The 22,833-nt window shown below is 67.9% G+C and carries 16 protein-coding genes and 1 pseudogene; 15 read left to right on the top strand and 2 right to left on the bottom strand.

Annotated features, from left to right (window positions below; all coding sequences use genetic code 11):
• Positions 1–111 precede the first annotated feature (111 nt).
• The 7 genes from ACZ6TV_RS38775 to ACZ6TV_RS38745 all read left to right on the top strand — a co-directional run bounded on the left by ACZ6TV_RS38775 (position 112) and on the right by ACZ6TV_RS38745 (position 8,380).
• Positions 112–1,188 (top strand): ROK family protein, encoded by a 1,077-nt coding sequence (locus ACZ6TV_RS38775; protein ID WP_465303524.1) that lies wholly within the window; start codon positions 112–114, stop codon positions 1,186–1,188.
• Positions 1,189–1,217: 29 nt separating this feature from the next.
• Positions 1,218–2,276: an extracellular solute-binding protein gene (locus ACZ6TV_RS38770; protein WP_465303522.1), complete on the top strand. Its 1,059-nt coding sequence runs from the start codon at positions 1,218–1,220 to the stop codon at positions 2,274–2,276.
• 102 nt (positions 2,277–2,378) lie between these two features.
• Positions 2,379–3,464 carry an ABC transporter ATP-binding protein gene (locus ACZ6TV_RS38765; RefSeq protein ID WP_465303520.1) on the top strand — a complete coding sequence of 362 codons (1,086 nt, stop codon included), beginning with the start codon at positions 2,379–2,381 and terminating at the stop codon, positions 3,462–3,464.
• A complete protein-coding gene (locus ACZ6TV_RS38760; RefSeq protein WP_465303518.1) occupies positions 3,461–5,215 on the top strand; it encodes an ABC transporter permease in 1,755 nt (584 codons plus the stop codon). Before ACZ6TV_RS38765 ends, ACZ6TV_RS38760 begins: the two co-directional genes overlap by 4 nt.
• A complete protein-coding gene (locus tag ACZ6TV_RS38755) occupies positions 5,203–6,033 on the top strand; it encodes a creatininase family protein (protein ID WP_465303516.1) in 831 nt (276 codons plus the stop codon). The genes ACZ6TV_RS38760 and ACZ6TV_RS38755 overlap by 13 nt, the downstream gene beginning before the upstream one ends.
• Positions 6,030–7,493: a lyase family protein gene (locus tag ACZ6TV_RS38750; protein WP_465303514.1), complete on the top strand. Its 1,464-nt coding sequence runs from the start codon at positions 6,030–6,032 to the stop codon at positions 7,491–7,493. The genes ACZ6TV_RS38755 and ACZ6TV_RS38750 overlap by 4 nt, the downstream gene beginning before the upstream one ends.
• On the top strand, positions 7,490–8,380 hold the full coding sequence (locus ACZ6TV_RS38745) for an ROK family protein (RefSeq protein ID WP_465303512.1): 891 nt from the start codon (positions 7,490–7,492) through the stop codon (positions 8,378–8,380). The genes ACZ6TV_RS38750 and ACZ6TV_RS38745 overlap by 4 nt, the downstream gene beginning before the upstream one ends.
• Positions 8,381–8,722: 342 nt before the next feature.
• Here ACZ6TV_RS38745 and ACZ6TV_RS38740 read toward each other — a convergent pair whose 3' ends face one another.
• Positions 8,723–9,844, bottom strand: coding sequence for a mannosyltransferase family protein (locus ACZ6TV_RS38740; protein ID WP_465303510.1), 1,122 nt, complete (start codon positions 9,842–9,844; stop codon positions 8,723–8,725).
• 707 nt (positions 9,845–10,551) lie between these two features.
• Here ACZ6TV_RS38740 and ACZ6TV_RS38735 point away from each other — a divergent pair.
• From ACZ6TV_RS38735 to ACZ6TV_RS38700, 8 genes and pseudogenes are all read left to right on the top strand, one after another.
• Complete coding sequence (locus ACZ6TV_RS38735; protein ID WP_465303508.1) at positions 10,552–17,553, top strand: RHS repeat-associated core domain-containing protein; 7,002 nt, start codon at positions 10,552–10,554, stop codon at positions 17,551–17,553.
• Between the two features lie 115 nt (positions 17,554–17,668).
• Positions 17,669–17,950, top strand: a complete 282-nt coding sequence (locus ACZ6TV_RS38730) for a hypothetical protein (RefSeq protein WP_465303506.1) — start codon at positions 17,669–17,671, stop codon at positions 17,948–17,950.
• A 283-nt stretch (positions 17,951–18,233) separates the two neighbouring features.
• Positions 18,234–18,491 (top strand): hypothetical protein, encoded by a 258-nt coding sequence (locus tag ACZ6TV_RS38725; protein ID WP_465303504.1) that lies wholly within the window; start codon positions 18,234–18,236, stop codon positions 18,489–18,491.
• 10 nt (positions 18,492–18,501) lie between these two features.
• On the top strand, positions 18,502–18,951 hold the full coding sequence (locus ACZ6TV_RS38720) for a hypothetical protein (RefSeq protein WP_465303673.1): 450 nt from the start codon (positions 18,502–18,504) through the stop codon (positions 18,949–18,951).
• Positions 18,863–19,899: pseudogene (locus tag ACZ6TV_RS38715) on the top strand (DUF3987 domain-containing protein). The gene ACZ6TV_RS38720 and the pseudogene ACZ6TV_RS38715 overlap by 89 nt, the downstream one beginning before the upstream one ends.
• Positions 19,900–19,940: 41 nt before the next feature.
• The gene (locus tag ACZ6TV_RS38710) at positions 19,941–20,450 is read left to right on the top strand and encodes a DUF3987 domain-containing protein (RefSeq protein WP_465303502.1); all 510 of its coding nucleotides are present in this window, start codon (positions 19,941–19,943) and stop codon (positions 20,448–20,450) included.
• A gap of 101 nt (positions 20,451–20,551) precedes the next feature.
• On the top strand, positions 20,552–20,731 hold the full coding sequence (locus ACZ6TV_RS38705; RefSeq protein WP_465303500.1) for a helix-turn-helix domain-containing protein: 180 nt from the start codon (positions 20,552–20,554) through the stop codon (positions 20,729–20,731).
• Positions 20,728–21,870, top strand: a complete 1,143-nt coding sequence (locus ACZ6TV_RS38700; protein ID WP_465303498.1) for a tyrosine-type recombinase/integrase — start codon at positions 20,728–20,730, stop codon at positions 21,868–21,870. The genes ACZ6TV_RS38705 and ACZ6TV_RS38700 overlap by 4 nt, the downstream gene beginning before the upstream one ends.
• Positions 21,871–21,942: 72 nt before the next feature.
• Here ACZ6TV_RS38700 and ACZ6TV_RS38695 read toward each other — a convergent pair whose 3' ends face one another.
• Positions 21,943–22,770: a DnaB-like helicase C-terminal domain-containing protein gene (locus ACZ6TV_RS38695; RefSeq protein WP_465303663.1), complete on the bottom strand. Its 828-nt coding sequence runs from the start codon at positions 22,768–22,770 to the stop codon at positions 21,943–21,945.
• Positions 22,771–22,833 lie beyond the last annotated feature (63 nt).

Raw genomic sequence — 22,833 nt, 5'->3', positions numbered from 1 at the left:
TAGTAAGAAAGGGTGATCGCCGTGGGGAGAGCACCGACAAGTCCGGTCAGCCGGGAACGGTCGCGTGAGATCAAGCGCCAGTCGGTGATCTCGGCTGCCCGGGAAGCGCGTGTGCTGTCCCGGGTCGATCTGGCCGAGCTCACCGGACTTCCTGCGGCGACGCTGACGGCGCTCGTGCGTGACCTGATCGCCGACGGATACCTGATCGAGCGCGGCCCGGGCGCCAACACGCACGGGCGGCCACGGGCGATGCTCGAGTTCAACCCGCGCGCCGAGCTGGTGGCCGCGGTGTCCCTCGAGCCGCCCCGCATCACGTGCGAGATCGCGGACAGCAACGGCACGGTGATCGCCCACCGCACGTCCCGCCTCGGCCGCGACGTCGTCGAGACCGTCTGCCAGTTCGTGGCGGAGCTGGTCGCCGACAACCGGCCGTCGCTGTGCGGGGTCGCGATCGCCGTGCCCGGGGTGTCGTCCGACGGCGCGGTCCGGCTGGCGCCCTCGGTCGGCCTCGTCGAGGCGCGGCCGATCGGCCAGTCGGTGCAGCAGGAGCTCGGCGTGCCGGTGGTCGTCGACAACGACGTCAACCTGATGGCGGCGGGGGAGCGGATGGCCGGCGCCGGGAAGGACGTCGACGACCTGATGCTGCTGCACGTCGCGGACGGCATCGGCGCGGGTCTCATCCTCGACGGCCAGGTGCGGCGGGGGGCGAGCGGCGCGGCGGGGGAGATAGGTTTCCTCCCGCTCGATCCGCAAGCGGACCGCGCCTACAGCGGGGTCGGCCCGTTCGAGGCGCGTTGGTCGGCCAACGCGATCGCGGAGCGGGTCGTCGCACTGAACCCCGGCCGCCGCCCCGAGGCGCCGGTCAGCGAGCTGATCGAGCTCGCGGCCACGTCCGACGCGGCCCGTGCCTACCTCGACGAGGTGCTGGAGGCGTGGGCCCGGCTCGTCATCTCCTGCGCCTGCGTCGTCGACCCGGGCCGGGTGCTGCTCAGCGGCGCGGCGGCCCAGCTCGACGACGCGGCGCTGGCGCGCATCCAGGACCTGGTCTCCGCGAGGGTTCCGGCCTCCACCGAGGTGCGCCGGGCCGTGCTCGGGGACCAGGCGGTGCTGCACGGCGCGATCAGTTACGCCCTGTCGGCCGCGGTACGGCTACCCGGCCCTTTCCTCACCACGAACCACCACCGATAACACCCCCCTTTCTGCATGCGGAGGAAGTCATGAGACGTCGCGTTGCCCTCACCCTCGCGGTCAGCACGTTAGTGGCCGGTCTGACCGGTTGCGGGAGTGAGACCAAGGACTCCACCTCGGCGGGCGCGTCCGGGAAGCCGGCCGAGAAGATCGTCGTCTACAGCGCGCGCGACAAGAAGGTCACCGACTTCGTCGTCGAGCAGTTCGTCGCCAAGCACCCCGAGTACAAGGGCAAGGTCGAGGTGCTCAACATGGGCGCCCAGGAGGTGCTCGAGCGGACCCGCGCCGAGAAGGCCAACCCGCAGGGCTCGGTCTGGTGGGGCGGCACGCAGCAGGGCCTGTCGGCCGGTGCCGGCGACGGCCTGCTCGAGGCGTGGCAGCCTTCCTTCGCAGGGCAGATGGACGCCCGGTACAAGGACGCGCAGGGCCGCTGGTTCGGCGAGATCCTGCTGCCCGAGGTCATCATGTACAACAACAAGGCGATCCCGGCCGACCAGGCGCCGAAGGACTGGGACGACCTGCTCGACCCGAAGTGGAAGAAGAAGGTCATCATCCGCGACGTGGCCGCGTCGGGCACCATGCGGTCCATCTACGCCTCGATGATCCAGCGCCTGTCGAAGGACGGCAGCAACCCGCAGCCCGGCTACGACTGGCTGCGCAAGCTCGACGCCAACACCGGTGACTACGCCGCCAACCCGACGGACCTGTACGTCAAGATGTCCCGCGAGCAGGGCGTGCTCAGCGCCTGGAACCTGCAGGACATCCTGCTGCAGTCCGAGCAGTCGAAGATGCCGTTCGGCTACGTGATGCCGGCGTCCGGCGCGCCGGTGCTCGTCGACGGCGTGGCCGCGATCAAGGGCGGCAACACCGAGGGCGCCAAGACCTTCATCGAGTTCCTGTTCGACGGCGAGCTGCGGGCCAAGCTGGCCAAGGACTTCTTCCAGATCCCCGCGGTGCCGATCGCCGAGAAGCCGCAGTGGCTGGCGGACCTCAACCTCAAGCCGATGGACGTCGACTGGGACGTCATCGCCAAGAACGAGACCCAGTGGATCAACCACTGGAACGCCGAGATCAAGAACAAGGGCTGACCGCCCACCGGGCCGGGTCGTCGCACGGCGGCGACCCGGCCCCCCCGGACGCTCCAATTCCGCTGACCGTCCAGGCATCGACGGCAGCCTAGAGAGGGAAAGATGATCGACGTCGAGTTGGAGTCGGTGAGCAAACGCTTCGCCCGGTCGGGCGAGGCCGCCGCGGTCGACGACGTGAACCTCACCATCGGTGCGGGGGAGTTCTTCACACTCCTGGGGCCGAGCGGGTGCGGCAAGACGACCACGCTGCGGATGGTGGCCGGGTTCTACTTCCCCACCATGGGGCACATCCGCTTCGGCGGGCAGGACGTCACCCGGCTCGCGCCCAACAAGCGCGACACCGGCATGGTGTTCCAGAACTACGCGCTCTTCCCGCACATGACCGTGGCGCAGAACGTCGCCTACGGGCTCAAGGTGCGCAAGGTGTCCCGCGCCGAGGCGACCCGGCGGGTGGCCGAGGCGCTGGCCCAGGTCCACCTCGACGGATACGGGTCGCGGCGGATCGAGCAGCTCTCCGGCGGTCAGCAGCAGCGCGTCGCACTGGCGCGAGCGCTGGTGATCCGCCCGCGCATGCTCCTGCTCGACGAGCCGCTGTCCAACCTGGACGCGAAACTGCGCGAGGAGACCCGCACCGAGATCCGGCGCATCCAGCGCGACGCCGGCACCACGTCCATCTACGTGACCCACGACCAGGCCGAGGCGATGGCCATGTCGGACCGTATCGCCGTGATGCAGGCCGGCCGCGTGCAGCAGATCGGCACCCCGCGCGAGGTGTACCACCAGCCGGCCAACGCGTTCGTCGCGCGCTTCATCGGCCGCAGCAACGTGCTGTCGCTGCCGGTCACCACCGCCGACGCCACCAGCGTCGAGGTCGCGCTGCCCGGCGGCGCCGGGCACATCGTGGCCGGCGCGCCGGAAGGGCACGGGCTGCGTACCGGCGACACCGCACTGGTCTCCGCCCGGCCCGAGCACATCGCGCTGGCCGGCCCCGAGGATCCCGGCGTGATCCGCGGACAGGTGACCGCCCTCGAGTTCACCGGCATGGCCACGCACCTGACGATCGACATCGGCACCGACGAGGGCGGTGAGGTGACCGTCGCGGCGGTCGAAGTGCCCGGCCGCGTCGACGTCGGTGACCGGATCGGCCTGCGGCTCTCCGCCGACCGGCTGTGGGTGGTCCGGCCGTGACCGCGGCGTCGTCCGCCATCACGTCCCGCCGGGTCGCGCTGGTCCGGCGGCTGGCCGGTGGTGCGAACTCGGCCTGGTTCCCGTACCTGATGGTGGCCCCGCTCGTCCTGATCCTCTGGGGCTACGTGGTGCAGCCGATGCTCGCCACGTTCGTGGAGAGCGTCAGCGAGGACGGCGTCAGCAACTACACGCAGTTCTTCACCTCGGCCGGCGTCGCGCGCACCTCCCTGATCACGTCGCTGGCCATCTCGGTGGCCAGCGTGGTGCTCTGCGGCGTCGTCGGTGTCGCGATGGCGTTCCTGCTCAAGCGGTTCTCGTTCCCCGGCCGCCGCCTCATCGAGGCGTTCATCCTGGTGCCGGCCGCACTGCCGCCGCTGATCGGGGCGATCTCGTTCCAGCTCCTGTACAGCGAGATCGGCATCCTGCCACGCGGCCTGCAGCACCTGTTCGGGACCGAGTCGCCGGTGCTCGCGTTCGACGGCATCGCCGGGGTGCTCGTCGTGCACACCTTCACCATGTACCCCTTCTTCTACCTGGCCGCGTCGGCCGCGCTGGCGGGCCTGGACCCGTCGATCGAGGAGGCCGCGTACAACCTGGGCGCCGGACGCGTCCGGGTCTGGCGCACGGTGCTGCTGCCGATGCTGACGCCCGCGATGGTGTCCGCGTCGCTGCTGGTCTTCATGACGTCGCTGGCGTCCTACACGGCGCCGCTGCTGTTCGGCGTCGACCAGACCATGACGATGCAGATCTACATCAACCGCACCAACGGCGACCTGCCGATGGCCTCGACGTACGCGTCGGCGCTCGGCCTGGTGTCGATCGCCTTCCTGCTGCTGATGCGCTGGTACGAGGGGCGGCGCAGCTACCTGTCGCAGTCGAAGGGCATCTCCGCGCGCCGCCGGGAGATCTCCAACCCGGTCGGGCGCTGGCTCGCGCCGGTCGCCTCCGTGCTGGCGGCGATCGTGCTGCTGGCCCCGGTCGCGACGATCGCGCTGGTGGCGTTCTCCGAGGACGGGTCGTGGACGACGGAGATCATCCCGTCCGCGTACTCCGTCGACAACTTCGTCACGATCGTGTCCGAGCCGAAGGCGTTCCAGCCGATCCTGAACTCGCTGCAGATGAGCCTGCTCGCCACCGCCGGGTGCGTCGTGATCGGCGTGCTGATCGCCTACGCGGTGCGCCGGCTGCGCTTCGTCGGCAGGAGCCTGCTCGACGTCGGCGTCATGATCGCGTGGGCGCTGCCGGGCACCGTCGTGGCGATCAACCTGATCTCGGCGTTCAGCACCGGCAACTCGTTCAGCTTCGGGCAGGCGCTGATCGGCACCTTCTGGATCCTGCCGCTGGCGTACTTCGTGCGGTTCCTGCCGCTGGTGTTCCGGGCCAGCTCCGCGTCCCTGGCGCTGATCGACCCGTCGCTGGAGGAGGCCGCGCGCAACCTCGGCGCGTCGTGGTTCCGGGCCTTCCTCAACATCACGGTGCGGCTCATGCTGCCGGGCGTCATCGTCGGCGCACTGCTGGCGTTCGTGCACGGGGTGGGCGAGTTCGTCGCGTCGGTGCTCATCTACACCTCCTCGACCGTCCCGATCTCGGTGGCCATCAACAACCGCATGTACTCCTTCGAGATCGGCACGGCCGCCGCGTACGGCATGCTGCAGGTGGTGCTGATCTTCGTGGTGATGTGGTTCTCCAGCCGGCTGGAGAACGGCGGCGGCCGGGCCGCGGCACGACAGGCGGAACAATGGACGAACTGATCGAGGCCTGGCAGGCGGACGGCGGGCTCCTCCCGGTGAGCCGCCTGCCCGGGCACGAACTGGCGCGCGTCGCCGCGGCGGCCGACTTCGCGGTCCTGCCCGTCGGCGCGGTCGAGTGGCACGGACCGCACCTGCCGCTCGGCACCGACCTGATCCTGGCCGACGGGTTCGCGAGCGAGGTTGCCGGCGCCGGGCTGCGGGCCGTGTCGTTCCCGGCCGTCCCGTACGCGGCGTGCCCGGGGCAGACACGGCCGTGGCCCGGCACCGTCGCCGTACGGCCCGAGATCGCCGTCGGATACCTGTGCGACGTGCTCGACGGCATCGTCGCTGCGGGCTTCCCGCGGGTACTCGTGGTCAACGGGCACGACGCCAACATGTCCACGGCCCGGGCCGCGATGGAATGGGTGTCCGGCCGGCGGCGGGCGAGCCTGCTGCTGGTCAACTGGTTCCAGCTCGTCGACGCCCGCGAGACGACCGAGCTGTTCGGTGAGCTGCCCTCGCGCGGACACGGCGGCGCCTACGAGACGTCCGCCGTGCTCGGCTTCGACCCGGAGGCGGTGCACCCGGGCGTCGCGCCCGACCTGCCGCCCCGTCCGAAGTTGCCGACCGCCTATCCGTACGTCCTGGTCGAGTCGCGACCCGAGCCGTGGCAGGGCTGGTCCGGCCACGTCTCGCTGGCCACCGAGGCGGCCGGGCGGCGGGTGCGCGAGACGGCCGCCGCCCGGCTCGGAGAAGTCGCGCGGGCCTGGGTCGCAGCGCCGCTGCCCGGCCCGCCCGGCGCCGATCCGGCACCACAACGACACGAGGGGAACGCATGACGCACCAGCCGTTGACCACCTACCAGCAGCACCACCTCCGCGTCGTCTTCGACCACCACGCCACCTACCTCTACGGGCCGATGGTGAAGGCCAGCGAGGCGCACGTGGTGATGCTCGCCGAGCAGGGTCTCGTCCCCGCCGACGCGGCGGCGCAGATGCTGCGCGGGCTGGTCAAGCTCCGCGACGACCGGCCCGGGACGTTCGACTACGACGGCTCGGTCGAGGACACGTACTTCACGCTGGAGAAGCGGCTCGCCGAGGCCTGCGGCATCCCGACCGGGCAGCTCAGCGTCCAGCTCGCCCGTAGCCGCAACGACCTGGACTCGGGCGTGTTCCGGATGGTCCTGCGCGACCAGCTGCTCGGTGTGATCACCGCGCTCGGCGACGCGGGCGCCGTGCTGCTGGACCGCGCCGACCGGTACGCCGACGTGGTCGTGGTCGGGTACACCCACCGCCGCCCCGCCCAGCCGACCACCATCGGACACGTGCTCGCCGGATACGCCGAGGCCCTCGCGGGCCAGGCCGCCGCATACGCGAGCCTGCTCGCCGAGATGAACCGGTCGCCGCTCGGCTCCTGCGCCTTCGCGGGCACGGACCTGGCGATCGACCCCCACCGCGTGGCCGAGCTGCTCGGCTTCGACGAAGTGGTGGTCAACTCGTACGAGGCCGTCGCCGGCGCCGACCACCTCATGCGGACGGGCGCGCTCAACGCGCAGGCGACCGCCACCGGGGCGCGCGTGGCCCGCACGCTCATGGACTGGCTGACCTGGGAATGGGTGCGCACCCCCGAGGAGTTCACGCAGGGCAGCAGCATCATGCCGCAGAAGCGCAACCCGGTCGTGCTGGAGCACCTGGTCTCGATGGCCGGCGCGACGGCCGCCGACGCCGCGTCCGTGTTCAACAACGTCGGCGCGGCCTGGTGGGAGGACTCCAACAACGCCACCACCGACGTGCAGGTGCGGCTGTGGGAGAGCAACGACCGCGCGTACCGGTTCTTCACCCTGCTCGGCGGCCTGTTCGAGCTGCTGGAGCCGCTGCGTCCGCCGACCGGCGAGACGATCGTCGCGACCGGCGCGACCACGACCGCCGCGGCCGACGCGCTGACCCGGCACGGCCTGCCGTTCCGCGCCGCCCACTCGGTCATCGGCCGCCTGGTCCGCTCCGGGCCGCCCGCGACCTGGACCGACGACGGCATCCGGGAGGCGGCGCGCGACGTCGCCGGGATCGACCCGCTCGACGCCGCCGCCGTGCAGGACCTCCGCGCCGCCGCCCTGCTTCCGGAGCTGGTGCTGCGCCGCGCCCAGTCGGACGGCCCGGGCGAGGACGCCGTCCGGGCCCAGGTCGCCCGGCTCCGATCCAACCTGGCGGCGACGCTCGCCGAGGTCGACGCGCTGCGGCAGCGGCTGCGCGACGCCGACACGAAGCTCGCGACCGCGGTCGCGGAAAGGGTCGCACAGTGAACCTCGAAGCCCCCACCGACCGGCGGTTGTTGGGCATCGACTTCGGCGGCACGAAGATGGCGATCGGGATCGGCGACACCGACGGACGCCTGCTCGTCTCGGAGCGCCTGCCGACCCTCGCCGCCCGCGGCGCGCGGCAGGCGCTCGACCGCGCCCTCGACCTGGCGCAGAAGCTCGTCACCGACACCGGCGGCACCCTGCACGCGGTCGGGATCGCCTCGCCCGGCGTGATCCGCGAGGACGGCATCGACCTCGCGCCGAACGTGCCGGGCTGGGAGAGCCTGCGCCTGGCCGATGCCGTCCGCGATCACCTGGGCGTCTCCCGCGTACGGGTCGCCAACGACCTCAACGCCGCGGCCCTCGCCGAACTGCACCGCGGAGCGCTGCGCGACGCCGACCCCGGCCTCGTCATCGGCCTGGGCACGGGAGTCGCCACGGCCGTCACGGTCAACGGCGCCGTGGTGCCCGGGTTCCGCGGCGCGGCCGGCGAGATCGCCTACGCCGTCACCGGCCCGGACTGGCCGGCGTCGCCGGAGCCGCTGCTCGAGACCGACTTCTCCGGGCGGGCCCTGGACGAGCTGGCGGACCGGCTCGCCCTGCCCGACGGCGCGGCCGGCCTCTGCGCGGCCGCGGCGGAGCCCGGGCTGGTGCGCGACGCGCTGGTCGCCCGGGTCGACGAGCTGGCCCGCCACGTCGTCACGTGCTGCCTGCTGCTCGACCCGCAGCGCCTCGTGCTCGTCGGTGGTGTCGCCCGCGACGACCTGGTGCGCGAGCTGCTGCTCGACCGGCTCTCCCGCGCGCTGCCGTACCCGCCCGAGGTGGTCCTTTCCGACTTCGCGCAGGACGCCGCGCTGCTCGGCTCGATCACGCTCGCGGCGCAGGCCTGACCGCCCCCGCCCGCAGGACCGCCCCGGGACCCGCACACAACACCCCGGGGCGGTCCCACCGATCACGCACTTCGGCGGAGCGTGCACCGCCCGCCCCGTTGCCGCCGTCCTGGGGATGGGTGCAGGCAGCAGCAGCGGTGCGATTGGCGGTGCCGAACGGCGAGCGCTGCCGGTAGGGCAACCGATGAGCGCTGGACTTCACGATGGGTGTGTTGGTACCGGCTTCGGGATCCTGCGCCGCGCACCGTAAGGGACATTCCGGTGCGCCGATCCAGTCGCAGGTACGCCGATACCGAGCCGGACGCAGTCGGCCTTCTTCCAGGATTTGCCGGTTGTGCCGTTCTACGCGACCCATCCGGCGTGCAGGAACCGGGCGATGAGGATGCCCTGGATGGTCAGGAACAGGGCGAGCGCGGACCGGTCGACGGTGGCGCGGCTGCCGAGCCGGCCGAGCATCATGAACGCCGGGAACACTTCCAGGCCGATGCGGGACGCGGACAGCAGCGGGTAGGGCACGTCGTCGGTGAACCGGGACGGGAAGCTGACCATGAACAGCAGCAGCCCGGCGCCGAGCAGCGGCAGGATCAGCTGGTCGCGGCGGACCCGCCACGGGCCGGCGAACATCAGCACGATCAGGGCCAGCAGGAACAGCACGGTGCCGAGTTCGAGGAGGTTGTGCACGAACACGTCGCCGAACGCGCCGCGCAGCTGCCCTTTGTGGAACAGCGCGTCGAGCGCGTCTGCGGGAGCGGACCACGGCCAGTCGAGTTCGCGGCCCCAGTGGTCGCGTTGGGCGTGGGAGAACGCGAGCGGGTTGCCGTAGGCGGCGTGGCTGACGGCGGCGACCGCTGCGAGGCCGAGCGGGATGACGAGCCCGGCGAGCGCGTCGATGCGGACCTTGCGGCCGTTGACGCGGAGGTACTCGTAGGCGAACGCGAGCAGCAGCAGGATGCCGGCGGAGCGGGTCGCGGCGGCCAGGGCACCGGCGGCGCCGGCCCACCACCAGTGGCCGCGGCGCAGGCAGTACACGCAAGCCACGAGCAGCGCGATGAACAGGCCTTCGTTGTAGGCGGCGGTGAGGAAGAACCCGGTCGGGAACGCCACCAGGTAGAACGTGGTCCGGCCAGCGGTGCCGCGGTCGAATTCCAGGTCGGTCAGCCGGTACAGCAGGATCAGCGCGGCGAGCAGCGCGAGGTTCGCGACCAGCAGCGCGGCGACCCACGCCTCACCCAGGCACAGCGGGGTCGCGATCCGGATCAGGAACGGGTACAGCGGGAAGAACGCCGCCGGTGCCGCGTCCGGGTCGTCCCAGTAGCCGTTCTGCGACAGCGCGATGAACCACGTCGAGTCGTACTGCGTCGCCCACAGCTTCGCCACCGCCGTGGTGTTGAGCTTCGGGTCGCCGGTGCCGATCCACGCGAACAGGGTGGCGCCGGCGAGGCCGATCTTGGTCGCGAGGAACACGCCGAGACCGGCCAGCGTCGCCCGCCGCCATGGCCGCTCCGCAACCGGTGCGCTGCCAGGCTCCTGGCCGGTTGCCTGGATGGTCGGCTGGTCGGGCTCGTGCTCCTGACCGGGCCTTTGCCGGGGTACGCGGCCCGGCTGATCGAGAGGGGCGGCGGTGAGGGGAGGTGAAGCGGCTTCACCGTGCGCGTCCATCGGGGCAACCTACAAGGCGAGGGGAGCGCTTCGGAGGTCACCCCTGTGTTGATTCGCGTTGCGGGCCGGGATTCCGCGCTGCCCATGATGCGTGCCGTGCCGTTCGAGGCCGGTCCGATGCCCCTTTACGCAGACCTCATGGTGATTCACGCCCAAGGCCTGATGCACGGTGGTTTCAGCTCCACTGGGCTCGGTGTCTGGATGTGCGTTCAGTGAAGATTAGAACACGTGTTCGACGATGGTTTGGTCTTTGTGCACGTCGCACGGCCTGCGGCTTTGTTCGCGTCGGCGGGTAGGTGGTGGCGCAGGGTAGTTGGTGAATGTGACCTCTTGTGCGCTGATCATGTCAGCCCGTAGCTTGCGGTCGTCGATGTCCGGCTGGCGGGCTCGGCGTACGGGGAGGCCTTATGTCGGCGTCGGCTCGGTCTGTGTCGGGTGTCCGGAAGCGCCGGTGGGTGGCGTCTGGGTCGCGGTGGCTGACGGCGGCGACGGCTGGTCTGCTCGGCGCGTCGATGTTGGTGGCGCCGCCGGCGGCGGCGCAGCCGCCGACGTGGCCGGTGCCTGCCGCGCCGCCCGGTGCCACGTCGGTACCGGTGACGCGGGTGCCGACGAAGGCGCCTTCGACGTCGGACACGGACACCGCGAAACCCCGGACCCCGGCCGCGGCATGGCCGTCCGGCGGTGACGCGGTCGTGTCGGTGGACACCGCGGCGTCGGGCGCCGCGCGGTCCGCGACCGCGACCACGACGGCGGGGAAGGCCACGCCGGGTGGGTTGTCGGTGGTGGTCCGCGGCAGCGCCGTCTCCAGTGACGCGCGCAGCACCCAGACCGCCGTGAAAGCGCCGGGTCAGGTGCGTGTCGCCGTCGCCGGGCAGGACGTCAGCGCCAAGGCCGGGGTGCGGGGTGTGCTGTTCACCGTCGCGAAGGCCGACAGCACGACCGGCACGGCGCAGGTCGCGCTCGACATCGACTACGCCGGGTTCGCCGAAGGGTACGGCGGCGACTACGGCGGCCGGCTCCGCCTGGTCCGGATGCCCGCCTGCGTACTGACCACCCCCGAACGCTCCGAATGCCAAGTGCAGACCCCGGTCGATGGCGCCAGCAACGATCCCGAGACCCGCGTGATCTCCGTGGACGCGGTCGATGTGGCGCAGACCGCGGTCGCGTTGACATCGGCGGCGACGTCGAAGACGTCCGAGCCGAAGCCCGGCGACCCCGCATCCGGGACCGTGAAGGCAGGCGAGCGGTCCACCACCACGTTCACCGACACCAAGGACGAGCAGGCGGCTGCAGCGGCGACTGGTGGGACGGTGTACGCGCTCGCGTCGGTCGCGGCCGGCCCTGCCGGCAACTACAGCGCGACGTCGCTGTCGCCGACGTACGGCTGGGCGGCCGGTTCGCAGGGCGGCGAGTTCACCTACTCGTATCCGCTGCAGGTGCCGCCGAGCCTGGGCGGTCCGGCGCCGGACCTGACGCTGCAGTACTCGTCGGGGTCCGTCGACGGTAAGACGGCGTTCACGAACCCGCAGTCCTCGTGGATCGGTGACGGCTGGGACCTCAACGTCGGCTACATCGAGCGTCCGTTCAAATCGTGCGCTGACGACGGTGTGCCGGGTATGGCGGATCTGTGCTGGGGACCGGACAACATCTTCACGATGGTGTTCGGCGGCAAGTCCGTGCGCCTGATCCAGGCTTCCCCCAATGGGCCCTGGAAGGGCGAGGTCGACGACGGGTCCCTGCTGGAACTGCGGCAGACCACGGAGCCTGCGTGGGGTTGGAGCAACGGCGATCACTTCAACTACTTCTGGAAGCTCACCACGGTCGACGGGACCCAGTACTTCTTCGGCCGTAACCAGCGGTTCGTGGGTGACGCGTCGCAGAACAGTGTGCAGAAGGTCCTGGTCCATGGCGGGAACGGCGAGCCGTGCTGGCAGGGCAGCATCGCGAACAGCGGCTGCTACCACGCGTCGCGGTGGAATCTCGACTACGTCGTGGACCCGCGCGGGAACTCGATGTCGTACTTCTACCAGAAGTACGAGGGCAGCTACGGGCACTGGAACAGCAACAGCACCCGCAACTACGACATCACCACCCAGCTGAGCCGCATCGAGTACGGCACCCGCCAGGGCCAGGAAGGCGGCGCCAACAACGCGCCGATGAAGGTCACGCTGCTGGCCGGCAACCGCACCACCCCCACCCTGCAATGGCCGGACACCCCATGGGACCAGCACTGCGCTGCCGGCGCGAGCTCGTGCGCGGAGAAGTCACAGACGTTCTGGACGCCGTGGCGGCTCGCGGTCGTCACCACCGAGGTGTGGGACCCGACCGGTGCCGGCCACTACCAGGAGGTCGACCGGTGGGACCTGGTCCACACCTTCCCCGCCCCGTTCGACGGTTCACCGATGCAGATGTGGCTCGACGACATCATCCACCAGGGCCGCGACACCACCAGCGGCGGCAGCACCACCGAGATCGTCCTGCCGTCCACCCACTTCAGCGGCGTTCTGCTGGAGAACCTCGTCACCAACGGCCCCCTTCGCTACCGCCGGTACCGGCTGAACCTGATCAAGAACGGGCACGGCGGTGAGACCAAGGTCGAGTACTCGGCGCCGGAGTGCACGATCGCGAACACCAGCGGGCTGCCGTGGGACCAGAACTACCGCCTGTGCTTCCCGCAATACCATGACGGTGGCTGGGACATGTACCAGAAGTACCGCACCGACAAGGTCACCGAGATCGACCGGGTCGGCGGCGCCCCGGACATCGTCACCCTGTACACGTACGGCCTTGAGGGCGCCGGCACGACCGTTCTGTGGCACTACGACCAAGGGGATCTGGTCAACGGCGCCTACCGGACGTGGGCCGACTGGGCCGGGTACAGCACCGTCACCGCCGTCACCGACGCCACCGGCGCCAAGCCGACCAGGACGAAAACGCTGTACTTCCGCGGCATGAACGCCGACTTCGTCACCGGAGGGCAACGCAATCTCAGCATCACCGACTCGCTCGGCACCGCCATACCGGACTGGCCCGCCTACCGCGGTGTGGCGCGAGAGGTGTCCACATTCGACGGAGCCGACGTCAAGGTCAAGCAGTTCATCACGCCGCAGCACGTGCAGCTCGCGACCCGGACCGCGCCGTGGGTGATGGGCAACATCAGCGCGCAGCGCGTCTCGACCGCATCGGTACGGACCGGCACGTCGCTCAACGTGGCGAGCAACGCGTGGCAGTGGGTGAAGACGTCCTACACCTACGACCCCACGTACGGGCTGCAGACCTCCGTCTTCGACGAGGGCGACGAGGGCATCACCTCCGACGACGTCTGCATCACCACCACATATGCCACGCCGGACACGGCTAAGTTCATGGTTGCGTACCCGTCGCAGACCCTGACCACCGACTGCACGGCGCCACCGACCGGCAACCACTACCTGTCCGGCACGCAGACGCAATACGACACCCTCGCCGTCGGCGCCACCCCCACCAAGGGGCTCGCCACCCGCACCAACGTGCTCGAATCCGTGTCCGGCACCGTGCTGAACTGGCAGAAGAGCAGCTCCACCACCTACGACACCACCTACGGACGCGTCACCGAGTCGTACGACGCACTGGACCGTAAAACCACCCTCCTGTACGACCCCCCATCTGGCAGCGCCCCGACCACCGTCATCAGCAAGAACCCCGCGCTGCACCAAACGACGACCACCTTGAGCCGGACCCGCGGTCAGACCCTCGCCGTGCAGGATCCCAACAACCGCACCACCACCAGCCAATACGACGCGCTCGGAAGGCTCACCAAGGTCTACCAGCCCCGCAACGTCACCAACGCCATCGGCTACACCGCGACGACGTCGACCGTGCCGTTCGCGGACATCGACGGGACCGGCTCCACCACGGTCGCGCTCACCGGGGACGAGAACCACACCCAGATCAGCCTGCCGTTCGCGTTCAACTTCTACGGCACCAGCTACAGCAGCGCCTACCTGTCGACAAACGGCCTGCTGTCCTTCACCGGCCAAGCCGCAGACTCCGCGCCAACCACCATCCCGAACACCGCCGCGCCGAACGCCGCTCTGTACCCGTTCTGGGACGACCTGAACCTCGACGCCACCTCAAGGGTGTACACCCGCACGACCGGTACCGCCCCGAACCGGCAGTTCGCGATCGAGTGGTACCAGGCATACCTGTACGGACGCAGCACCCGCGTCTCGTTCACCGTCACCCTCAACGAGAACGACGGCAAGATCACCTTCAACTACGGCGGTATCGACAACGACGCCGACCGCGGCAACGCCGCCACCATCGGCGTCGAAAACGCCACCGGCACCGCCGCCAACCAGTACGCCTACCACCAGACGCTCCTGGCCACGAACCAGGCGATCACCTTCACCCCGTCCGCGGCACCGCCGAACCCGCTGCCGGACGTCCAGTACACGTACCACATGTACGACCTGGACAAGTACCCGACGACCGGTGGCCCAACCTGGGTCTCCACCAAGACCCTGGGACCCAACGGCAACCAGATCGAATCGTTCACGATCTACGACGGCCTCGTCCGCGCCCGCCAGACCCAGACACCGTCGGCCAGTGTGGCAGGCGGACGCGTTATCGCCGCCGCCCAATACGACGGCCGCGGCCTGTCAACCAAGAGCAGCGTCATCTGGAACGCCGCGACAGCCAGCAGCACCCTCGTGGGGTTCCAAGACATCGACGTCCAACGTCAGCAACGGACCACCTACGACGCCCTCGGCCGTGCCACAGCCACCGCCAACTGGGCGGCGAACACGCTCCAATCACAGATCACGACCGAATACGACGGGAACCAGATCACCACCACCCCACCGGACGCAGATCGTGGCGCGACCGTCACCGTCCTCGACGCGCGAGGGCGGGCCACTGCACTGAAGGTCTACCCGACCAACATCATCACTGGGAGCCCGGAAACCACGACTTACGACTACAACCCACTCGGGCAGGTCACCACCATCATCGATGCCGCCGGCAACCAGACCACCCGCAGCTACAACCTGCTCGGTCAACAGACGAGCGGAACTGACCCGGACGCGGGCAGTACCTCCGCCAAGTACGACGCCGCCGGACAGATCACCTGGACCATCGACGGCCGCGGAAAAAAAATCTCCCACGAATACGACAACCTCGGCCGCGAAACGACCCGCTGGGCAGGCGACATCACCACCGGCACCAAACTCGCCACTTTCGCTTACGACACCAAAGCCAAAGGACTGCTCGACGCAGCCACTCGATGGGTCGGCAACGACCAGTACGTCGACAGCATCGACGGCTACACCACGCGCTATCAGCCCACCGGCATGACCACGACCATCCCGATGGCCCAGGCCGCCCTCGCCGGCACCTACCAGGTCACCTACAGCTATAACGAGCTCGGTCAATTGGTAGCCGTCGGATACCCGAACAAGCACGGGCTGCCGGCCGAGACCGTCACCTACGCTTACACCAACCTGGGCCTGCCAAGCACCGCAGCAGGCATCGACCCCTACGTCGCCGCGAGCACCTACAGTGAGTACGGCGAACTCACCCAACGTGTCCACGGCACGGCTGGTATCGCCCAACTCACCCGCACCTATGCAAATGAACCCGACACCGGCCGGCTCGCCAACGTCACCTCGAAACTGCCGAACCAGGCCCAGCCGGGCCAGTTCATCACCGTCCAGAACGACACCTATACCTACACCCGCAGCGGCGACATCACCCGCATCCTCGACGGAACCGACAACCAGGCCCAATGCTACCGATATGACGGTCAATACCGGCTCACCGCTGCCTGGACAGCCCTCGACGCCTGCGCCGCCAACCCCGCCGACGCCGCCGTCGCCAATTCCGGCAAGTACCCGTACTGGGACACGTATACGTTCGACACCAGCGGCCGTCGCACCACGGACATCCACCGCACCAGCGCCACCACAACAACGACCCGCACCTTCAACTACCCGACCACCGGAGCCACTGCCCAGCGCGTCCACGCCGCGACCTCAGTCGCCTACACCGGTGCGATAAGCCGCACCGACACCATGACCTACGACAACGCTGGCAACACCCAACAACGCACCATCAACGGCGTCGTTACCAACTTCACCTTCAACCCCGAGAACCAGTTCGCCGCCGCCACCGTCCACACCGTCGACGGAGACCAGACGACCACCCACCTCTACGACGCCACCGGCGGACTGCTCATCCGCAAAGACCCCACCGGCACTACGCTGTACGCCGCCAGCCAGGAATACAAAGCCGTCGGTAGCACTGTCACCGCCACCCGCTATTACACCCACGCTGGTGCCACCATTGCCGTGCGCAACAGCAGCGGATGCTATTGGCTGGCTGGCGACCACCAGACCAGCGCCAACCTCACTGTCAACGCCATTACCGGCGTCGTACAACGCCGCTGGTACACCCCCTACGGTGACAAACGCGCAACGCAAGGAACCTGGCCCACAGACCGCGGCTTCCTCAACAAGCAAACCAATACTTCGACCGAGCTCCTCGACGTCGGTGCTCGCGAATACGATCCGTTTCTCGGCACCTTCCTCAGTCCGGACCCGCTGATGGATTTCGGCGATCCGCGTACCTTCTCTGCGTACGCCTATGCTGCACACAGTCCGATCACTAACAGTGATCCGTCTGGTTTGGCCTTCGAAAATGAAGGCGGCGAGTTCCGCCCATTGGCCTGGACGAAGCTTGTGCCGGGAAGTAAGTCGGAGAAGAAGCGGCAAGGCCTGGCCGAGTCGATTATGAACTCGCCATTCCCTGGTTTTGCGAAGGCGGAGATCGACAACTTCCGCAATCGAACCATCAACCCATACAAAGGGCCAGACGTCATGACTTACGGTGATGCCCTTAGCTGGGCCGCCGGCGATGACGACACCTGGCTGACGGTCTGCAATAGGGCAGGTGGTAGTGCAGACGACTGCGGCGTATCCCCATACACTGGCATCGACCAGAACGACCCCTCTGACGCCGAGTGGACGATCGCCCTTGTTGGTGTTATAGCTGTCGGCGGCGCACTTGGCTGTACGATGGCGCCCGCGGCGTGCGCGTCGTTGGCTCTCAGTGCAGCAATTTTGGTTGGCGAGGCAACACTAAGTTACGCAACGGGTACGGCCGCATATTCAGGTGTCACCGGCGCGGCGGCTCTGATCGGAATTAAGCTCTTTCTGGCTGCGGACGCAAAAGCGGCGGCAGCCGCGGGCGGTCCCAGTGTTGCCGTGAGCTGGACTGAAATGATCAGAAAGCCCCTCGGGCGCGGTAGCACGGGACGGACGACTGCGAATAATTTAAATGAACAGCTCGCTATGGCGGAGGCAATGTCAAATCCGACAGCAGGCAAGGCTTTGGCGATGAAGAAAGGCATGACCGATCCGAGATGGGACAAAAGTGAGGGTTGGGTAAAGATGGGTCAGAATGTAAATGGTGTCGAGATTCACTATGTTCGGAATACGATAACCGGACAGGTCGACGACTTCAAGTTTAAGAATTAATATGATTGTCGAATGTACTTCTGGAAACTTTCGAAATCTCCCCCCAAATCCTTCATTATACAATCCTGAATCCGTTTCTCACGTAATCCCTGGAAAGCGGTACTACGTATTTGCGATGGCGATTTACGGGGGAGTTTTATTAGTGCTTGTGAGTGACGAGACGAAGTTTCCCAGCTGGTATCCACTTCAGCTTTTTAGGGTTGTCGATCCCGTCCTTCCTGCTGGATGGCGGTTTGCTACGTATGGCGACGTGGCATATCTTGAGGCGCTTTGGGGATATGCGGAAATCGTTGAGGATGAGTCGCATTATGACGCACTCCTGGAGCGAGAGCCGGCAGCTCTCGAGATATTCTCGCGATATGAGAGAGAGGCGCTCGAAGCTGATTTTGGAGGATGATACCCAAACTCCCAAAGGGGCAATTTTTCCGGGTAATAATGGTTATTTCGGGTCGCTACGTGTGTCAGTTCGCGGCAGTCAACATCAGTTGTTCGTTAAGAGTTGCTTACATGCTGGGTCGATAGAAAACAGGTGCCGCTTGAGCTGAGAAGGTAGGATTCGTTGAGAGTCTTTGTTGCGGTGTGGGAGTCGCCGGTACGTTCTGCGTCGAGGAAGCTCGTGCAGGCGGCGGCGCCCACCCCCGGCGGCGACGGCAGCATCGACGGCGTTGCGGTGCTGCCGTATGCGGTGCTCCTGGTCGAGGGACGCCGTGCTCGCCGCGCTGCACGCCAAGTTCGTCGAGCAGTGGTGGCGCTCGTACCCGGTCGGTCGTGTCTACCCACAGCGGCCCTGGTGTACCTGGGTCACGGTCAACGACCCGGGCCTTGACTGGTTCGACGAAGCCGGACGGGACTACCTTGCCGTGCTCGCGCAGACGCGTGGGGCGAGCACCCGGGCGGCGAGCCACCGAATCGCTCCCGCCGCCCCGGACCAGCAGTGAACCTGCCCTGATGACCGTCGACGGACGTCTCAGCGCGGACGAAGCTGAGCTGCGTGAGCGGAGCCTGCGCGCCGGGGTGTCGTGCGACCTGGTCGTGCACCACACCGACAAGGCGATCGTCGCCATCGGCAGCCGCGCCGGTCAGCCGGTGGTGGCGAAGCTGCTGACCACCGCCGACCCGTACTGGGTGGCCCGCCGTGAGCACGAACTGCAGGCCTACGACCGGTTCTCCACCGATCCGCCGCCCGTGCGCGCGCCGCGGCTGCTCTGGAACGACGAGCGGCTCACCGTGCTCAGCCACGTGCCCGGCGACAGGCTCGACGACCCACCGGCACCTGACCGCAGAACCCGCTGCCGAGCGCGTCCAGCAGCTGCTGGACGCCCTCGACCGGGTCCAGGGGTGGCGGCCCGCCTCGCGGCTGCTCGCCGCCGTCGACTACCCGGCCCGCGCCGCCGCTGAACACGACGCCGGGCTGCTCGACGATCGCGACTACGCCGCGCTCCACCGGCTGCTGGCCTTCGGCGGTGAGCTGGTCGCGGCACACGGCGATCCGTTGCCGGCGAACGTACTGTTCGACGGCGACAGCTGCGCCCTGGTCGGCTGGGAGTACGCAGGGCGCTACCTGCCCGGCTACGACCTTGCCGTGCTGTACACCGTCGGCGCGCACGCCAGCCCGGCACTGGAGCAGACGATCACCGCCCGAGTCGCGGCAGCCGGCACCAGCGCCGCGTTCGCCGTCAACGCGATGCTGCTGTACTGCCGGGAGATCCGGATGCACCGGGCGCTGCCCGCCTGCACCTTCCGGACCCAGCGGCGCGTTGCCACCAAGGCCGCCGAACGAGCGGCGAACGCTGCCGCCCATGGCGCCGGTCCGGCACGTGATCGCCTCATCACCGATGCGGCAGGCGCGACGATGAGCGCCGACGCCATCAGCATCCCGGTCCTGCCCAGACTGATCGCCGACGACGTCACCAGCGAACAAGCCGCATCCCTGCTCGCCGAACAGGGCGGCCGACTCGCGGTCCTCTCCCCGGAGGGCGGCATCTTCGCCACCCTCGCCGGCCGCTACAGCGGCACCCCAACCTGGAGGTCTTCCTCAAAGGCCACGCCGGAGACATGCTCCGCGTCGACCGCCGCTCCCGCCCAACAGAGCATGTCGACGCCCCGGCCTTGACCCTCGGCCTGGCGGTCCAACCTGAGGTGCTGCGAGACATCGCCCTCATGCCCGGCTTCCGCGGCAAGGGCCTCCTCGCCCGCATCCTCTTCGCCCTGCCAGAGAACACGGTCGGCCGCCGCCGCATCGGCACCGCGCATGTACCTGCGGCCGTTGCCGAGGCGTATGGGGTACATCTCGGCGGCCTGGTCTCCGCGCTCGACGGCTGGACCGACCCGGCCGTCCTGCCCTGACCGTCACCGCGAACGCCAGCATCCTCGACATCGAACGCGAGGTGGAACCCCGCCTCGCACCGAACGGCGCGTGGGCGCACATCGTCGACTGGGGCAGCAAGTACACCGGAGCCGTCGCCCGCATCGCCGGCCTGCTCCACCTCGCAACCCACCTCACCGACGGCTGCACCCGCCCGATCGAGGCCGCGACCGTCGAACGGGCCGCCACGCTCGGCCGCTACTTCGCCGAGCACGCCATCACCGCCTTCGACGACATGGGCACCGACCCGGTGGTCGACGACGCCCGGCACATCCTCGCGTGGATCGAGCGAACGACCTGTCACCGCTTCACCAAACGCGACCTCTTCAGCGCCCTCTCCCGAGGCCGATTCCGCAAGGCCACCGACCTCGACCCACCACTCAATCTGTTGCAGGCACACGGATTCCTCCGGCCGGAACCATCAGTGGATCGCGGGGGAGTAGGCCGCCCACCGTCGCCGGCGTGGCTCACCCACCCAGACATCACGAAGCCCGCGGGCACTGTCCACCCCCTCTCGGCGGTGACCGCATGACGCCGCGCAATCCGCAGAACCCGCACAACTCACGAAGCGCGGATTCCGCGGATTCCGCGAACCCGTCCCGTCTGCCCCTCACCCCCGCAAGGAGATCCGAAGTGGCAAGGAAGAGCGTGAGGCCGGCCGAGGCAGCCGAACTGCTGAGCGTCAGTCGCGACACCGTCTACGTGCTGATGCGCTCCGGCCGCCTGCGCTCGGTGAAGGTGGGCCGCGCCCGGCTCATCCCCGTCGCCGCAATCGAAGAACTGCTGTTGACCGGCCAAGAGGAGGCGGCATGACCACCATACGACGCCGAGGCCACGGTGAGGGATCGGTCTACGAGCAGCGCCCCGGCCTGTGGGCTGCCTCAGTCGACCTCGGTTGGATCGACGGCAAACGCCGGCGAAAGACGGTCTACGCAAAGACCCAGGCCGAAGCCATCACCAAACGCGACGATCTGAAGAAGCGAATGGAACGCGGAGAGAACCTGACCGCCGCACCGCGCACGCTGTCGCAATGGCTCGACGAGTGGCTGGTCATGAAGGCCCACCAGGGCACCCGCCCCACGACGATTCGCATGTACCTGTGGCTGATCGAGAGCCATGTCAGGCCAACGCTCGGCACCACCAAGCTCGACAAGCTGACCCCAACCATGATCCGCCGCATGATCTCGGCGAAAGCAGAGTCGAAGCTGCCGGTAACCACCGTTCGACACATCCACGGCATCATCCGAAATGCACTCGCGGATGCCCTCCGGGAGGAGCTGATCCACCGGAACCCCGCACTCGCCGTGAAGCCGTCGGCCGCCAAGAGGACCGAACGTCGCGCGTTGACTCTGGAAGAGGCGAAGCGCCTGATCGCCGCCATCCAGGGTGACCGCCTGGAAGCCCTCTGGGTGTGCGCACTGACGGTCGGCCTACGTCGCGGCGAACTGCTCGGCCTGCGCTGGTCCGACATCGACTTCTCCGAGAACCGCCTCACCGTCCGCCAGGCGCTGTCGCGGGTGAACGGTGAACTGGCGTTCTCGGCTCCGAAGACCGACCGGTCCCGCCGTACGGTCCCGATCCCAAGCCCGACGCTTGCCGCACTGAAGGCGCACAGAATCCGCCAGAGGAACGAACGCGAGGAGGCGGGCAGGCGCTGGAAGGAGCACGGCCTCGTCTTCCCATCGGTGATCGGCACACCCAAGGAGCCGCGGAACGCCGACCGGGTGTGGCACGCAACACGTGCGAGAGCCGAACTGGCCTGGCTTAGGCTCCATGACCTGCGGCACGCTTGTGCAACGTTCCTGCTCGCCTCAGGTGCTTCGCCCAGAACGGTTATGAAGACGCTCGGCCACAGTCAGATCTCACTCACGATGAACACGTATGCCCACGTCCTCGAAGACGTAGAGCGAACTGCAATAGACGACGCCGCCAGCAAGTTGTTCGGTGACTAGAAGCTGCTTTGTGACACGGTTTGAGGAATGGACGGTGCTCAAACCGTGTCGGCATCCCCCACTCAACCGTTGCTACATCGCCATGTCAACGAAGCGTGCAAGGTGCAGCTGTGCGGCCACGGTTATCGTATCTGTAGGGCCGTTCCGGTGCTTAACAACGATAAAGTCCGCTTCGCCTGCTCGTGGTGACATCATGTCGTAAAAGTCGTCGCGATGGACCACAATGACAACGTCAGCGTCACTGTCGATCCCGTTGAGATCTTCGATCGTGGGTGGTTGCTGCCTCCTCTCGTTACCGTCAGGGTCGTGCTGGATCGAGTCAATCGCTACCACTGGGATTTGAAGCTCCAGCGCTAGATTCTTCAGTGCGCGAGATACTTCCATCTCCTTGGTTCTTGCCGGATTTGGTCCGTCTACTTCTGCGAGCTGTCTTACACTGTCGACCACTAGAAGGCCAAGGCCATGTTCAGTCGCCACCCTGCGAGCTTCGTCGACAACATTTTGCAGACCGGGCGTGTGAGGGTCGTGGACAAAGAACGGCGATTCTGAGATCTCACCGAGTCGGCGAGCGAGCTTGGTCCAGTCATCGTCTGTCAGCTGGCCGGAACTCAGAACATGCACGGGTATCCGGGCTTCGGCCGAGACGAGGCGTCGGATCACCTCGATCTTTGTCATGCGGAAGGACATGAACAGCACGGGTATGCCGAGCTTCACGGCAACGTGTCTGCCAACAGTGAGCGCGAACGTCGACTTGCCGATCGCCGGCAGGCCAGTTGCCACAATGAGTTGGCCTGGGCTCAGTCCATTTAGAAGCCGGTCCAAGTCGATAAATCCGGTTGGAACGCCGGCCGACTGGCCGGTTCCAATTAATTCGATATCATCAATCAGCTCCTGAAGCATGTCCGCTAGAACTTTCGTGTGCAGGGTGCTGTCGCCTTCGTTGTCGCCAGACGTTTCGGAATC

The sequence above is a fragment of the Dactylosporangium sp. NPDC051087 genome, from assembly GCF_055586325.1.
Note: the sequence above shows the minus strand (reverse complement) of the source record. Positions and strands in the feature narration are given on the sequence as shown.